This is a genomic window from Pseudomonas sp. PA-6-3C (assembly GCF_021605825.1).
Lineage (GTDB): Bacteria > Pseudomonadota > Gammaproteobacteria > Pseudomonadales > Pseudomonadaceae > Aquipseudomonas > Aquipseudomonas edaphica.
The window spans coordinates 12,600-27,772 of record NZ_WKDV01000029.1 but is presented as its reverse complement, the minus strand read 5'-3'; the positions used below and the strand labels follow the sequence as shown (position 1 = coordinate 27,772).

General features: G+C 60.3%; 17 protein-coding genes. 7 read left to right on the top strand and 10 right to left on the bottom strand.

What is annotated here, in order from left to right:
• Positions 1–27: 27 nt before the first annotated feature.
• From GIW48_RS19215 to GIW48_RS19190, 6 genes are read right to left on the bottom strand one after another with little or no spacing between them, the layout of a single operon-like run.
• Positions 28–861 carry a phosphodiesterase gene (locus GIW48_RS19215; protein ID WP_236461420.1) on the bottom strand — a complete coding sequence of 278 codons (834 nt, stop codon included), beginning with the start codon at positions 859–861 and terminating at the stop codon, positions 28–30.
• A gap of 9 nt (positions 862–870) precedes the next feature.
• On the bottom strand, positions 871–1,902 hold the full coding sequence (locus tag GIW48_RS19210; protein ID WP_099547798.1) for an ABC transporter ATP-binding protein: 1,032 nt from the start codon (positions 1,900–1,902) through the stop codon (positions 871–873).
• Positions 1,899–2,693, bottom strand: coding sequence for an ABC transporter permease (locus GIW48_RS19205; RefSeq protein ID WP_017136861.1), 795 nt, complete (start codon positions 2,691–2,693; stop codon positions 1,899–1,901). Before GIW48_RS19205 ends, GIW48_RS19210 begins: the two co-directional genes overlap by 4 nt.
• Entirely contained in the window at positions 2,690–3,508 is an 819-nt protein-coding gene (locus tag GIW48_RS19200; protein ID WP_236461418.1) for an ABC transporter permease, read from the bottom strand. The genes GIW48_RS19205 and GIW48_RS19200 overlap by 4 nt, the downstream gene beginning before the upstream one ends.
• The gene (locus GIW48_RS19195; protein WP_236461416.1) at positions 3,509–4,513 is read right to left on the bottom strand and encodes an ABC transporter substrate-binding protein; all 1,005 of its coding nucleotides are present in this window, start codon (positions 4,511–4,513) and stop codon (positions 3,509–3,511) included.
• Positions 4,497–5,516 carry a LacI family DNA-binding transcriptional regulator gene (locus GIW48_RS19190; protein ID WP_236461413.1) on the bottom strand — a complete coding sequence of 340 codons (1,020 nt, stop codon included), beginning with the start codon at positions 5,514–5,516 and terminating at the stop codon, positions 4,497–4,499. The genes GIW48_RS19195 and GIW48_RS19190 overlap by 17 nt, the downstream gene beginning before the upstream one ends.
• Positions 5,517–5,736: 220 nt before the next feature.
• Between GIW48_RS19190 and GIW48_RS19185 the strand changes: the two genes are divergently transcribed.
• The 6 genes from GIW48_RS19185 (at position 5,737) to GIW48_RS19160 (ending at position 10,965) form a co-directional block, all read left to right on the top strand.
• A complete protein-coding gene (locus tag GIW48_RS19185) occupies positions 5,737–6,834 on the top strand; it encodes a carboxynorspermidine decarboxylase (RefSeq protein WP_017136865.1) in 1,098 nt (365 codons plus the stop codon).
• A gap of 28 nt (positions 6,835–6,862) precedes the next feature.
• Positions 6,863–8,107, top strand: a complete 1,245-nt coding sequence (locus tag GIW48_RS19180) for a saccharopine dehydrogenase family protein (protein WP_017136866.1) — start codon at positions 6,863–6,865, stop codon at positions 8,105–8,107.
• 327 nt (positions 8,108–8,434) lie between these two features.
• The gene (locus tag GIW48_RS19175) at positions 8,435–8,677 is read left to right on the top strand and encodes a hypothetical protein (RefSeq protein ID WP_186618248.1); all 243 of its coding nucleotides are present in this window, start codon (positions 8,435–8,437) and stop codon (positions 8,675–8,677) included.
• Positions 8,678–9,128: 451 nt separating this feature from the next.
• Positions 9,129–9,464 (top strand): DUF6124 family protein, encoded by a 336-nt coding sequence (locus GIW48_RS19170; protein WP_138453237.1) that lies wholly within the window; start codon positions 9,129–9,131, stop codon positions 9,462–9,464.
• Positions 9,465–10,054: 590 nt separating this feature from the next.
• Positions 10,055–10,390, top strand: a complete 336-nt coding sequence (locus GIW48_RS19165) for a DUF6124 family protein (protein WP_017136868.1) — start codon at positions 10,055–10,057, stop codon at positions 10,388–10,390.
• Positions 10,391–10,461: 71 nt separating this feature from the next.
• Positions 10,462–10,965, top strand: a complete 504-nt coding sequence (locus GIW48_RS19160; protein ID WP_169987747.1) for a signal peptidase II — start codon at positions 10,462–10,464, stop codon at positions 10,963–10,965.
• A 41-nt stretch (positions 10,966–11,006) separates the two neighbouring features.
• Here the strand turns inward: GIW48_RS19160 and glsB are convergent, their stop codons facing one another.
• Together glsB and GIW48_RS19150 are read right to left on the bottom strand one after the other, a co-directional pair.
• The gene (glsB, locus tag GIW48_RS19155; protein WP_017136872.1) at positions 11,007–11,915 is read right to left on the bottom strand and encodes a glutaminase B; all 909 of its coding nucleotides are present in this window, start codon (positions 11,913–11,915) and stop codon (positions 11,007–11,009) included.
• A 213-nt stretch (positions 11,916–12,128) separates the two neighbouring features.
• A complete protein-coding gene (locus GIW48_RS19150; protein ID WP_099547791.1) occupies positions 12,129–12,539 on the bottom strand; it encodes a hypothetical protein in 411 nt (136 codons plus the stop codon).
• 109 nt (positions 12,540–12,648) lie between these two features.
• Between GIW48_RS19150 and GIW48_RS19145 the strand changes: the two genes are divergently transcribed.
• Positions 12,649–13,500: an AraC family transcriptional regulator gene (locus tag GIW48_RS19145; RefSeq protein ID WP_017136874.1), complete on the top strand. Its 852-nt coding sequence runs from the start codon at positions 12,649–12,651 to the stop codon at positions 13,498–13,500.
• On the opposite strand, the gene GIW48_RS19140 is transcribed toward GIW48_RS19145, so the two are convergent.
• Positions 13,501–14,130 carry a ribonuclease T2 family protein gene (locus GIW48_RS19140; RefSeq protein ID WP_099547790.1) on the bottom strand — a complete coding sequence of 210 codons (630 nt, stop codon included), beginning with the start codon at positions 14,128–14,130 and terminating at the stop codon, positions 13,501–13,503.
• Between the two features lie 37 nt (positions 14,131–14,167).
• Positions 14,168–15,148 carry a Gfo/Idh/MocA family protein gene (locus GIW48_RS19135; protein ID WP_099547789.1) on the bottom strand — a complete coding sequence of 327 codons (981 nt, stop codon included), beginning with the start codon at positions 15,146–15,148 and terminating at the stop codon, positions 14,168–14,170.
• Between the last annotated feature and the right edge of the window lie 25 nt (positions 15,149–15,173).

The following is a 15,173-nucleotide window of genomic DNA, read 5'->3' as shown; positions in this document are numbered from 1 at the left end:
TGTAAGGAAGTGGACCTCCGTGAAACCTCAGTCAATCAATCCATGGGCGTCATAAAACGGATACGGCCCCGGGTAGTCCCCGAACACACCGTTGTGGCTGATCAACCCGTGCTGTTCATCCCAGCGATGCAACAGGTAACCCGCCGGCTCCAGGTTGAAATGCGCGGGCGCGGCGTCTTGCAGGTCGAGCACGATCTGATGGGAAGTGCCGGGGCAGACACAACTCAGGCTGCCGCCAAAACGCCGCTGCATCGGGCGGTGCAAATGGCCGCACAACAGACGCTCCACTTGTGGGTGACGGGCGACGACCTTTTCCAGCGCAGCCGCGTTGATAAAAGGTTCACGGTCCATATGACCGATGCCGCTGATAAACGGCGGGTGATGCAGGATCAGCAGGGTCGGTACATGCGGGCGCAGCGCCAATTGCACGTCCAGCCACCGCAACTGGCTTTCCAGCAACTGCCCGCCATGGCCACCGGGGATGGTCGAATCGAGGCCGATCAAACGCAACGGGTGCTCATCCACAACCCAGTCCAGCGGGCCATCCGCCGACGTCGGCAAATAGCGGTGATCGCCGAATGCATCCAGCAACGGCCCACGCGTGTCATGGTTGCCCGGCACCACATAGCAAGGCATGTGCAGGCGCGACAGCTCCGGGTGCAGCACGGCGTATTCATCGGCGCGACCAAAATCCACCAGGTCGCCGCTGACCACCACGATGTCGGGCCGTGGGTCACTGGCATTCAGATGGTCGACGGCACGGCGCAGTGCGCCCAGCGTGTCGACCACGCCATAGGTGAGGCGATTACCGGCTTTCAGGTGCAGGTCGCTGATCTGGGCAACAACAAACGGACGGTTCACAGTAAATTCTCAAGCATTGAGGGTAAATAACTTGTGTGGCGCAATCGCCAGGGCAATCGGTGCGCCGACGCTGTGCAATAGGTTGTCGCTGCTGTCCACCAGCAGCGGTTGGGCGCCACCGACATCCACCAGCAGGCGGCTTTGTGCACCCTGGAAGAATTGCGCCACAAGATGGCCGTGCACGTGCCCTTCGTCTTCCATCACCCGCAAGTGTTCGGGCCGGCAATAGACGGTGCTCGGCGAGTCAGCCCTGTGCCACGGCAACTCGCCGCCGCAGACTTTCAGGCCGTGGGCGGTGCGATCAAGCACCACAAAGGCATTGAGGTTGCCGACAAAGCCTGCGACGAACGCATTGGCCGGTTGCTGGTAGATCTCCCGCGGGCTGGCCAGTTGTGCAACACGGCCCTGCTCCATGACCAGGATGCGATCGCCCAGGGCCATGGCTTCGCCTTGGTCGTGGGTGACAAATACCGAGGTGATGCCCAACCCACGCAACAGCTCATCCAACTCACTGCGCAAACGCTCGCGTAATTGCGCATCCAGGGCTGCCAACGGCTCGTCCAGCAACAGCACTTTGGGGCGCGGCGCCAAGGCTCGCGCCAGGGCCACGCGTTGGCGCTGGCCCCCGGACAATTCGTGGATGCTGCGTTTGCCGTGGTTCTGCAAACCCACCAGTTCCAGCAGTTCTTCACAACGCTTGTTGCGCGCAACGGGCGACAGGCCGCGAATCTTCAAGCCATAGACGATGTTCCCGGCCACATCCAGGTTGGGAAACAGCGCGTAATTCTGGAACACCATGCCCACATCGCGGCGCTCGATCGGCAGGCGGGTGACGTCCTGGCCGCCGAAAAACACCTGCCCCACGTCCGGGCGTTCCAGCCCGGCGATCAGGCGCAGGGTGGTGGTTTTGCCGCAGCCGGACGGGCCGAGAATCGCCAGGGTTTCACCGCCTTCGACGGTCAGGTTCAAGTCATGCACGGCCACGGTGCCGTCGGCGAACGCCTTGCGACAGCCCTTCAGGCGGATAGTGATAGCAGTCATCGACGCTCTCCACGGGACAAACGAGCACTGATGGCCTGCAACGCAATCAGCAGCGGCACGATCATCAGCAAAAAGATAAGGGTGTAGGCGCTGGCGATTTCCAGGCGCGCCGAGGCATAGCTGTCGGCCAGACCGACCGGCAAGGTTTTGGTCATCGGCGTGTGAAGCATCCACGTCAGGTTGAACTCACCCAGGCTCAGGGTGACCACCATCAGTACGCCCGCCAGAATCCCCGCCCGGCAGTTGGGTACCACCACACTGAAAAAACGCTTGATCGGCCCGGCCCCCAGGCTCGCGGCGGCCTCTTCCAGCACTGGCAGGTGCTGGCGTTGCATCACCGCCATCACCGGGCGTACCAGAAACGGCAGCGTGAACAGTACGTGACCGACAAGAATGAACAGCCAACTGCTGCGAAAGGTGCCGAACTGGCCGTAGGTCAGCAGTAACGCCAACGCACTGGCGAGCCCCGGCATCGCTACCGGCAGAACCATCAGTTCCTCGAACGCACGGCTGAAGCGGTTGTTCATGCGCACTAACGCATACGCTGCGGGCACACCCAACACACAGACGCACACCGCGCAGGCCAGCGCCAATTGCAGCGACAGCCACACCGTCGGCGAGTAGGCCTGCCACACCTGGATCAGCCAATCGAAGGTCAAGCCGCTGGACAGGCCGACAAAGAAATTGCGCGTCAACCCGGCCAACAACGACATCAACACCGGCACCAGCATGAAAGCGCACACCAGCAGGGTGAACAGCAGTTGAATCACAAACAGCGATGAGCGCTTCACAGGACAGTCCCCGCGTTTTTAACCAGGCGTCGTGTCAGCAACAGCACCGCCCAGGTTACCGCGCCGAGCACCACCGACAGCGCAGCTGCCACGGCAAAGTTGGCGTAATTGGTGAACACGTTGTAGATCGCCACCGGTGTGACATTCAGGCGTGTACCCAGGGTGAAGGCCGTGCCGAAAGCGCCCATGGAGGTGGCAAAGCAGATGGCCCCGCAAGAAGCCAGCGCCGGCGCCAAGCCCGGCACGATCACGTCACACACCACGCGCCAATGCCCCGCGCCCAAAGAATGCGCGGCCTCCTCGAGGCTGCGATCGAGGCTTTCGCACGCAGCCATCACCGTGAGAATCACCCGTGGGATCGAAAAGTACAGGTAGCCGACAAACAACCCCGCCAACGAATAGGCAAAGATCCAGCGCTCACTGGCCAAGTGCATCCCCAGCGCCGCAAACAAGCCTTGACGCCCCGCCAACAGAATCACCAGGAAGCCCACCACCACGCCAGGAAATGCCAAGGGAAACGTGAGCAGCGCCACCAACGCCGAACGCCCGAAAAACTGCTGGCGTGCCAGAAACACACCGCTGATGCCACCGATCAACAGCGCGACCAGCGTCACCACCATCGCAAGCATCAGGGTTTGCCCAAGGCTGCCCAGGTATTGCGCGCTGCTCAGCACCTGCCAATAGCCGCTGCCGTTGCTGTCACGGCTGTCGGCGCCCAACACCACCAGGTGCGCCAACGGCAACAGCCAAAAGGCGAGCAGCACCGCAAAAGCCGGGGCCAGCGCCCAGGCCGCGTGTCGGGTCGAAGTTGCCACTTACTTGACCTCGTTGAGGTAGCGGGCGGCGAAGGCTTCCTGCACCGCGGCCATTTTCTGGTAGTCCACGACACCTGCGCGGGCGTAATCGCTGTCGGGCAAGAACTGTGCGGCGACCTCGGCCGGCATTTTCACCGGGCGCACCGGGCGCAGGTACGCCTTGGCCCACAGCGCCTGGCCCTGGTCCGAAAGTACGAAGTCGAGCACCTTCTCGGCGTTGGCGCGATGCGGCGCATTGGCCACTTGGCTCATCACATACGGCACGCTGATGCTGCCCTCTTGCGGGATCACAAAGGCAACATTGGCGTTGTCCTTGTAGCGGGCACGGTAGGCGTTGAAGTCGTAATCCACCAGGATCGGCAATTCACCGGACAGCACCCGTGCATAGGCGGTTTGCTTGGGCACGATGGGCGCGTTTTTCGCCAGTTTCTGGAAATAGTCGATGGCCGGGGCGAAGTTATCCAGGTCGCCGCCCAGGGCACGGTTGATGGCCACGGCAGACACGTAGCCGACGAATGCGCTGGAGGGGTCGAGGTAGCCGACCATGCCTTTGTATTGCGGCTTGAGCAGGTCGGCCCAGCTCTGCGGCACCGGCAAACCGCCTAGCGCGTCGACGTTGACCATGATGCCCAGGGTGCCCGAATGGATGGCGAACCATCGGCCCTCGGGGTCTTTCAAGCCTGCGGGAATCTGCTCCCAGCCCTGGGGTTTGTAACCCTCCACCACCCCGGCTTTTTGCGCTTGTAAACCGAACGTCACGCCGTAGTACACGACGTCAGCGACCGGGGCGGCCTTTTCCGCCACCAGTTGCGCCAGCGACTGGCCGGAGTTCTTGTTGTCCAGCGGCACCTGTACGCCAGTGCTGGCGGCGATGGCCTTGAGCTGCGTGCCCCAGTCGGCCCAGTCCGGCGGGCAGTTGTAGCAAATCGAGGTTTCGGCGGCCTGGGCCAGGCTGGCCACACCGCACAGCAACACAGCGGCCAGGGTTTTACTGAATGCGCGCATCGAGGGGCTCCTCATGGGGTTGAGTGCTTTCGCCCGGCCGGATATGGCAAGGCAAGCAATGGGAAATCGGGGCGTTACCGGCGATTTGCGCCAGCAGTTGGTCAATCACCGTGCTGGCCAGCAGTGCAATGGGCTGCACCACGCTGCACAGGGTCGGGTGCATCTGGGTGCCAAGGGAGATACCGTCAAAGCCCATCACCGACAGTTGCTCGGGCACATTCCAGGCATTGCGGCGCAGTTCGGCGATCAGGCTGATGGCCAGGAAATCGTTAGAGCACACCAACGCCGTGGGCGCGTCCGGGCCTTGCAGATACGGCTGGATCGCGGCAAATTCGGCCTGGGTGTGCGCCGGCATTTCGATCACGGCGCGTGGTTGAAGGCCATACGCTTTCATCGCATCGCAATACCCGGCATAGCGCAGTCGCGCACGGTCCGATTGCAAGGCGGGCCCGGCGACCATGCTGATGCGTCGGTGCCCGGCCTCAAGCAAATACCGCGTGGCCAGTGCCATGCCCGCGCGGTTATCAACCGACACCGCGCTGTAGCCGGGGTTGCTCGGCTGGTGGTAGGCCAGCACAAACGGGGTTTGCTCCGTAGCCAGGCTGTTCAGCACGCTGCTGCTCTCGGCGTCGGTGACGGTCAGCACCAAGCCATCCACACGCTGGCGCAGCAGCTCTTCGACCACCACGCTTTCGCGCTCGCAGCTGTAGTCGGTGGTCGCCAGCAACAAGCTGTAGCCACGCAGCCGCGCTGCGCGCTCCATGGCCTGGAACTGTTCGGCAAACACCGGGTTGAGCAGGTTGGGCACCACCACACCGATCAGATGGGTGGTTTGCAGGCGCAACTGGCGGCCGAGCAGGTTGGGCCGAAAACCCAGCTCACGGGCAGCAGCGAACACCTGCTCACGGGTGGCCTCGCGCACCTGCTCCGGGGAGGCGAAGGTGCGGGCGGCAGTGGCGCGGGATACACCGGCCAACTGCGCAACGTCTTTCAAATCAGTCATTGTCACTCGCTTGAGATCGATCTCATTGGCGAGGACAGTAACGGGGGAATGTGGCAGGACGGTGCCAGGGAGATGACGGTTTAATGGCAGCCAGGGTTCACGAGAATGTCTTTATTGCGACGTAGGGTTCAGCAAATCCGCCCGCTAACCTTTCGATCTGATCCAAGTGCGGGCACAATGCGTGTCCTTTTTTGGCAGGCACCGCCGCAGGCTCTCAAAAATGATCAAAACGCCGTACTACCTCATCGATAAACAGAAGCTTCTGGTCAACATGCAGAAGATTGCTTACGTGCGCGAGCAGTCCGGCGCCAAGGCTTTGCTGGCGCTCAAGTGCTTTGCTACCTGGTCGGTATTCGACCTGATGCAGCAATACATGGACGGCACCACCTCGTCGTCGCTGTATGAATTGAAGCTCGGTCGCCAGAAGTTCGAAGGTGAAGCGCACGCCTACAGCGTGGCCTGGGCCGATGACGAAATCGAAGAGATGCTGGAGAACTGCGACAAGATCATCTTCAACTCCATCAGCCAACTGCAACGTTTTGCCGAACGCAGCGAAGGCAAGACCCGCGGCCTGCGCGTCAACCCGCAGGTGAGCAGCTCCGACTATTTGCTCGCCGACCCGGCGCGCCCGTTCAGCCGCCTGGGCGAATGGGACCCGGTGAAGATCGAAGGCGTGATTGATCAAATCTCGGGCTTCATGTTCCACAACAACTGTGAGAACGGCGACTTCAGCCTGTTCGACAAAATGCTCGGCACCATCGAAGAACGCTTCGGCGCGCTGCTGCACAAGGTCGAGTGGGTCAGCCTTGGCGGCGGCATCCACTTCACCGGTGAAGACTATGCCGTGGACGCGTTCTGCGCGCGCTTGAAAGCGTTCTCCGAGCAGTACGGCGTGCAGGTGTATCTGGAACCGGGTGAAGCAGCGATCACCAACAGCGCCTCGCTGGAAGTCACCGTGCTCGACACCCTCTACAACGGCAAGAACCTCGCCGTGGTCGACAGCTCCATCGAAGCTCACCTGCTGGACTTGCTGATCTACCGCCTCAACGCCAAATTAGCGCCGAGCGACGGCGAACACACCGTGATGGTGTGCGGCAAATCCTGCCTGGCCGGGGACATCTTCGGCGAGTATCAATTTGATCGTCCGCTGGCCATCGGCGATCGGCTGTCGTTCATCGACACCGCAGGCTACACCATGGTCAAGAAAAACTGGTTCAACGGCCTGAAAATGCCGTCCATCGTAGTGAAACAACTCGACGGTACAGTCGAGGTGGTTCGTGAATTTGGTTACGACGACTACCTGTCCAGCCTTTCGTAAGCTGGCGGATAAAGGAGAGATAAAGCAATTGAAAAAGAACGTTCTTATCATTGGTGCAGGAGGTGTCGCCAAGGTGGTGGCCCACAAGTGCGCGCAGCACAACGACGAACTCGGTCGTATTGCTATCGCGTCGCGCAACATCTCCAAATGCCAGGCCATCATCGACAGCGTCAAGGCCAAGGGTAGCCTCAAGGTGCCCGCCGACATCCAGGCCTTTGCGCTGAACGCTTTGGACGTGGAAGCGACCAAGGCCCTGATCCGCGAGACCGAGTCGCAGATCGTTATCAACGTGGGTTCCGCGTTCCTCAACATGTCGGTACTGCGTGCCTGCATCGACACGGGCGTTGCGTACCTGGACACCGCCATTCACGAAGAGCCGGGCAAGGTCTGCGAGACCCCGCCGTGGTACGGCAACTATGAATGGAACCACCTGGAAGAGTGCAAACAGAAGAACATCACCGCCATCCTTGGCGTGGGCTTCGACCCGGGTGTCGTCAACGCGTATGCCGCGCTGGCGCAGCAACAGCATTTCGACCGCATTGATTCAATCGATATTCTCGACGTCAATGCCGGCAGCCATGGCAAATACTTCGCCACCAACTTCGACCCGGAAATCAACTTCCGCGAGTTCACCGGGCAGGTGTGGAGCTGGCAGAACAGCCAGTGGACCAGCAACACCATGTTCGAAGTCAAACGCACCGACGACCTGCCGGTCGTCGGTTCGCAGAACCTCTACCTTACCGGCCACGATGAAGTGCACTCGCTGTCGAAAAACCTCGACGTGCCCAACGTGCGTTTCTGGATGAGCTTCGGCGAACACTACATCAACGTGTTCACCGTATTGAAAAACCTCGGCCTGCTCTCCGAAAAACCGGTCACCACCGCCGAAGGCCTGGAAGTCGTACCGCTTAAACTGGTCAAGGCCGTGCTGCCCGACCCGTCTTCGCTCGCCCCCGGCTACACCGGCAAAACCTGCATCGGTGACCTGGTCAAAGGCACCAAAGGCGGCCAGCCACGTGAGATGTTCATCTACAACGTGGCGTGCCATGAAGAAGCCTTTGCCGAGACCGACAGCCAAGGCATCTCCTACACCGCAGGCGTGCCTCCGGTAGCCGCTGCGCTGCTGGTAGCGCGTGGCGAGTGGGATGTGAAACACATGGCCAACGTCGAGGAACTGCCGGCTGAGCCGTTCCTGAAGGCGCTGGACGTGATGGGCTTGCCGACTCGGATTAAAGACGAGCACGGTGATCGGGCTTGGGATGCGATTGCTTGATTAGGTGATTGCTGACCGAACAAAAAAATGCGCCCTCTGGGGCGCATTTTTTGTTTGGAACAAACACAAATCTCCACCCCAATGAAGATCAACCTGTGGGAGCTGGCTTGCCTGCGATAGCGATCTTCCAGTACCGCATGGGTTGGCAGACACACTGCTATCGCAGGCAAGCCAGCTCCCACATTGAATCTCCGGTGAATGCCAAAACAGTTCAAAAAACTGTCAATTCTCACAGGTTACGCCTCCCACAAACTGCGCTAGCTTAGCCAGTCGAGAGCGCAATCATCGATTGGCTCACCCATTCATCATGAGCGAAAGGACTCGTCCATGAACCGGCCAAAACCCGCAACCCGCAACACTTCGCCGATCAAGCCACGGGCACGAAACCGTTTAGGCATCACCGCCCACCTGCCCCGCTGGGTGTTCGCGCTGCTCATTGCACTCTGCACCCTTGGCGCACTGCAAGACCGCGTCCGCCGCGTACGGCCGGTGTACGCCGTACTGCTGTGTGTCGGCGTGCTCATGCTGTTATGGGCGGGTTGGATACGCTGGTTTGCGCCTGGTTCATAGCTCGCAGGTATGACACTCGCCATCAAAGAGCGATGAAGATCAACCTGTGGGAGCTGGCTTGCCTGCGATGGCGGCCTTTCAGTGCCGGATGGGTTGACTGACACACTGCTATCGCAGGCAAGCCAGCTCCCACAGGTGATCGCACGCGTTCAGATATTTCCCACAGTGGTTTCAGGTTGTCGGTCGGAAGTGGGCTGACTAATCTCTGTGCCGTCGCTGCCAATTCAGCGGCCGGATTTGACCGTCCGATTAATTAAAGTACAGCTTGGCTCTAACCTATTTCAGGTGTTTTTTTCACGCCTGAGGTATCGTGTTGCGGTGGCTGTATGCGGGATACCTTCGGGTATGCCGGATTTCCTTTGATTGCCGGTCGGTCAACCCGTGTACAGCTGCCACCCTCTTCGCTTGACCGCGAACGTTGGCAGCTCCACTTAATCTTAGGACCTTCACCATGATCAAAGACAGCCCAAATCCCCCAGGCCAGCCAGACTACGACACCAGCACCCTGCACGAAGTGGCCTACCGTGCGATCGCCCACTACCTCAACTCCAGCAAACCCATTCCCGAGCCCAGCGAAGGCATCTTCACCGTGCGCGCCGACCTGGGCACCGAAACCCTGCTGGTCAACGCTTCCCAGGACTTGGCGTCCATCAGCGATATCGCCAACCACCTGGCGTTTGAAATCGACGGCTCCCAACGCAATGTCGCGCTGGGCATCTGCCGCATGCTCGAAGGTGTGCAACTGCTGGTGGACAAAGCTCTGAACGTAGCGCACCCAGCCGCCTGAAGATCGTTTCCACGCGTTGTGAACGATCAACCTCAAAACCGATGAAGATCAATAGGTGGGAGCTGGCTTGCCTGCGATGACGGCCTTTCAGTACCGCATGGGTTGACTGACACACTGCTATCGCAGCATAGGTATCTACACAACTTTTAAAAGCAGCCTATTTCTCCTGTGGCGAGCAGGCTTGTCCTGCTCGCCACAACAGCCCACCTGCCACAGACTTCGTGTTAACCGGTTGTGTAGATACCTATGGCTATCGCAGGCAAGCCAGCTCCCACAGGAGATCGTGTGCGTTCAGATATTTCCCACAGTGGTTTCAGGTTGTCGGTCGGAAGTGGGCTGACTAATCTCTGTGCCGTCGCTGCCAATTCAGCGGCCGGATTTGACCGTCCGACTTTAAAGAGCAACTGCACCCACACCGATCCTGGGCGTTTTTTTTACGCCTGATGTATCGTGTCGCGGCAGCTGTACGCGGGATACCTTCGGGTATGCCGGATTTGCTTCTTTAGCCGGTCGGTCAACCCGCGTATAGCTGCCACCCTAATTCGTTTGACCGCGAATCGTGGCAGCTCCATTTATAAAGGAGCTTCACCATGATCAAAGACAGCCCAAATCCCCCAGGCCAGCCAGACTACGACACCAGCACCCTGCACGAAGTGGCCTACCGTGCGATCGCCCACTACCTCAACCCCGGCAAACCCATTCCCGAACCCAGTGAAGGCATCTTCACCGTGCGCGCCGACCTGGGCACCGAAACCCTGCTGGTCAACGCTTCCCAGGACTTGGCGTCCATCAGCGATATCGCCAACCACCTGGCGTTTGAAATCGACGGCTCCCAACGCAATGTCGCGCTGGGCATCTGCCGCATGCTCGAAGGTGTGCAGTTGCTGGTGGACAAAGCCCTGAACGTGGCCCACCCAGCCGCCTGAAGATGGACGAGGTAGAGCGCCTGAGCTATCTTCGGGCGCTCTATCGACAGACCGGAACAGGAAGTTACCGCTTGAGTACCTCGCCCCTTCTACGAAGCCGCACCTTCGCCCTCCTCGCCGGCATTGCCTTTATTGCCGTGGACCAGCTAGTCAAACTGCTGGCCCTGGTTTCGCTGCAAGCCAGCAGCTTCAAAATTGGCTCCAGCCCTCTCAACCTTGCGCTGGAACTGAGCCTCAACCCAGGCGCCTTCCTCAGCCTGGGCGCCGCATTGCCGCCGCAGGTCAAACAGCTGATCTTTATCGTTGGCGTAGCCGTCGTGGTGACGTGGGCCATGTGGTGGTCGCTTTCCAACTGGAGCCAGCCGCTGCGTAAAGTCTTGCCGCTTTACGCAATTGCCTTGGGCGGTATCGCCAACTTGATCGACCGTGTGTTTCGCGACGGGCATGTCGTGGATTACATGGTGCTGAACGTGGGGCCAACACATACCGGCGTGTTCAATATTGCCGATATCGCAATTACAGCCGGGGCATTGTTTTTGATGCTTGATCTGTTCGTGAAGCCTCGTAAGTCCTGATCAGCAAGGGGATTCATGCATCAGCGTGAATCCCCAGGCACTCAAAACACCGACCACCCAATCCGCTCACTCAGCAACTCCAACGCCTTCATCCCCGCCAGCGAGTTCCCCGCCGCATTCAATTCCGGCGACCACACGCACACCGTAAACTGCCCCGGCACCACGGCGACAATTCCGCCGCCGACGCCACTCTTGCCCGGCAAACCCACACGGTAGGCAAAGTTGCCCGCCTCGTCATACAGCCCGCTGGTGGCCATGATCGAGTTGACCTGCTTGGTCTGGCGCGCGGTCAAAATCTGCTCGCCACTGTGGGCACTTACGCCCTCGTTGGCCAGGAAGCTGAATGCCCGGGCCAAATCCAGGCAGCTCATTTGCAGCGCGCAGTAGTTGAAGTAACTGTGCAGCACCGCGTCGACGTCGTTGTGGAAGTTGCCGAAGGACTTCATCAAATAGGCCATGGCCGCGTTGCGCGCGCCGTGCTGGGCCTCGGAGTCGGCGACGACGCTGTTGACCAGGATTTGCGGGTTACCCGACAGGCGCCGCACAAAGTCACGCATCGACAAAATCGGCACGGCGAAGCGTGACTGGTTGATGTCGCAGATCACCAGGGCGCCGGCATTGATGAAGGGATTGCGCGGGCGGCCGCGTTCGAACTCCAGCTGCACCATGGAATTGAACGGTTGCCCCGAAGGCTCGTGGCCCAGGCGCTCCCAGATGGTTTCGCCGCCATGGTCGATGGCCTGCACCAGGCTGAACACCTTGGAGATGCTCTGTACCGAGAACAGCGTGTCGGCATCGCCTGCGCAATAGGCCGAGCCATCGTTGCCGTACACGGCGATGCCAAGCTGATTGGCAGGTACATCGGCGAGTGCGGGAATGTAGTCGGCGACTTTACCCTGGCCGATCAGGGGGCGAACTTCGCTCAGGATCGATTCCAGCAGTGCCTGCATGTCTTGTCCGGTCATTCTTATTGAATCAGTGATAAGCGGGGCGCGGAGGATACTTTAATGCGTCCGCGAGGACACCCCCTTGATCGTTCCTACGCGCTGCGTGGGAATGCCGCCTCGGACGCTCCGCGTCCCGCACCTGAAGTCGTGACGCGGAGCGTCACAGGATGCATGCCCACGCGGAGCATGGGAACGATAGCGCAACGATCGGGCACATCAAAAATGCGCCACATCCGACACCTGCTCATCGAGTACATCCCGCGCCAGCGCCCAGGCGCGCTCCCTGGATTCCACCACCAGCAGCGGGTAGCCCCAGGCCTTGCCGAACATCAGCGCAAACGGCTTGAGGGCCAGGCGTTGCGCGGCGCTGGGTTCCACCTGGATCATGCCTTTGACGTAAGTGCGCAGCGCCTGTTTGTTTTTTTTCATCCAGATCGAGGCGTGTTTACGCTCCTCGTGAGAGTGCTCGTGGTTGTTTTCGTCGACGGCTTTTTCGTGCAGCAGCACAAACGCTTGCTGGCGAGCCAGCAGGCTTTCGAACACCGCAAAAGCATCCTCCGGGCCGCCTTCGTTAGGCGCGTCAAACACGATTTTCACCACGGGAAAGGTTGAACTGTCGAGTCGCATGGCAAAGCTCCTAAATGAGAGTGGCTCTCACTATAGAGATCTTGCGACTGGACGGCATTGCACAGAATAGCCAGAATATTTCGCAATTCGGCCAAATAGCGAATCCGCCATGCAACGCCACCGCCTTGAAGAACGCGACCTGTCCCGGTCCAGGGACGCCGACCTGATCCCGCGCGCAGTGGTCGCCGTAGGCGCCACCAGCACGTCCGAGCGTTGGGAACATACGCCGCACTCGCACCGCAAAGGCCAGTTGATGTACACCCTGCGCGGGGTGATTCATTGCCAGATCGAGGCCGGCATCTGGATCGTGCCGCCCCAGTGCGCACTCTGGATTCCCGGCGGCCTGGCCCATGCCGCGCGGGGTGCCGGGGAGGCTGAGGTGTATTGCCTGCTGATCGACCCGGACGCCGCCGGCGCTCTGCCCACCCAAGGCTGCACGTTAGCCGTGTCCGGGCTGTTGCATGAGTTGATCAGCAAGGCGGTGAGTTTTCCGCACTTGTACGAGGAAAACGGTGCGCAGGGACGCTTGATCAACACATTGTTGGACGAACTGGCCCAAGCCCCCATTGAAGACTTGCACCTGCCCATGCCCCAGGACCTGCGACTGCGGCGCCTTGCCGACAGTTTGCTGGCAGACCCCAGCGACAAGTCCACGCTCGAACAATGGGCACAGCGCATCGGCATGAGCGAGCGCAGCATGACGCGCCTGCTGCTGGAGGAGCTGGGTTTGAGTTTCGGCCGCTGGCGCCGGCAGTTACATGTGATTCTGTCACTGCAACGCCTGGCCAAGGGTGAAAGCGTGCAACGGGTAGCGCTGGACCTGGGTTACGAGAACGCCAGCGGCTTTATCACCATGTTCCGTAAAGCCGTGGGCCAGCCGCCGGCGCGTTACCTGGCGGATCGCGCCGGCGCGTCGAGTGCAACGGCGGTTGGCGCCATCGCCTTGCACCCCGACAGTTGATCAACGCTGAACCGGAATGCGGATATCACCGCCCCTGCATTGGCTCTTAACACTGCGGGGGCAGCCGGCAAAACGCAGCTCTTTGCTCAGGCACACGCGTACTTCAGACAGCACCTTGCCTTTGCAAATGACCGCCATGCCATGGTTGCCCATGGCCGGGTTGCTCTGGCGGAACAGGCTCTCGATCGCTTGTGCATCCATGTAATTGGGCACATTGAACGGCTGCAACTGCTGCGGAATCTGCACGTTGGCCAAGGCCGTATCGGTGGCCTCCAGGTAACGCGAAGCGTCCAGCCCGCTGCAGGTGCCGTGTTTGGCCCACTCGTGCTTGAGCAACGCCTGCGTGGGGAAGATCAGCGCACCTTTGGCCAGGTCCGCCGCCGACAATCGCGATTGCGTATCGCACGACGCGGGCCAGCCGCCCTTGGCGTACTGCGGCCAAAGCCCGTGCAACACAAACCCGTAGCCTTTGCCCGTGCATTGCTCGTTGCCAGGGTGCGTCAGGCAGAACGTCGGCGACCATGACAGCGACAACACATAAAAATCAAACTCCCCAGGCGTCCCTTGGCTACGTGGGGCCGCCAGCACATTGGTGGCCAGTAACAGCCACAACAGCATCCAATATTTCATTTGCCTATTCCTGAGAGAAAAAACAGGTATATCCCCATTAACCCGGCAAATTAGGGTTACGGAGTAACACCTTATCGAGGATCCGGTCGGTCTTCAGCGCCTCGATCGCCAGTGACGGATGTTCGGCTTCGCCACAAATATGCGCATTCATGGCCAGTACGTGATGCCACTGGATATGTTCATGGCAGGGTATTTCCAGCACCTCATTCACCTCACCTTCCAGGCGTAACGGCTGGTCTTCAAACACGGCAAAGGTGATGCGGCCGCGGCTGCCGATCAGCTCCACGCGGTCTTCGCGCCGGTCTGCGACAAAGTTCCAGCAACCCATGCCCAGCGCGCCATTTGCGAAAGTCCAGCAAGCCGTTACCGCATCTTCAGCCACGTAATTGCCAGCCTGGCGCGCGGTAAACCCGGTGACCTCGACGATATCGCCGGCCAGGTACTGGAACAAATCAAACCCATGGCTCGCCAGGTCGGCAAAGTAGCCGCCGCCGGCAATAGTCGGGTCGGTGCGCCAGTTGGCAGCGCTGGCATCGGCGGCCGCCGGTGGCTTGCACAGGCTCCAGGTCACGTGGCGCAACTCGCCAATGCGCCCTGCCTGCAGCCAGTCGCGTACTTGTTGAAAGCGCGGCAACGAACGGCGGTAGTAAGAGACAAACAAGTGCAGCCCGGCCCGCTCGAAGGTGCGCTGCATCAAGGCGCTCTGCTCGGCATTCAACGACATGGGCTTTTCGACGCAGCAATGCTTGCCGGCTGCCGCCACCATCAGGCTGTATTCGAGGTGGCTGTCGGGCGGTGTGGCGATGTACACCGCGTCCACTTCAGGGTCGTCGATCAAGGCCTGGGCGTCGGTATAAAAACGGGCAATGCCGTGGCGTGCCGCATAATCACGCACAGCTTCTTCACGGCGCCCCATCACGGCCACCAGCGCCGAACCTGGCGCTTTGTAGAAGGCGGGTCCACTCTTGAGTTCAGTGACGCTGCCACAGCCAATCATGCCCCAACGTACGGTATTCATCAGTTGTCCTCGTCCGTTTTCATCA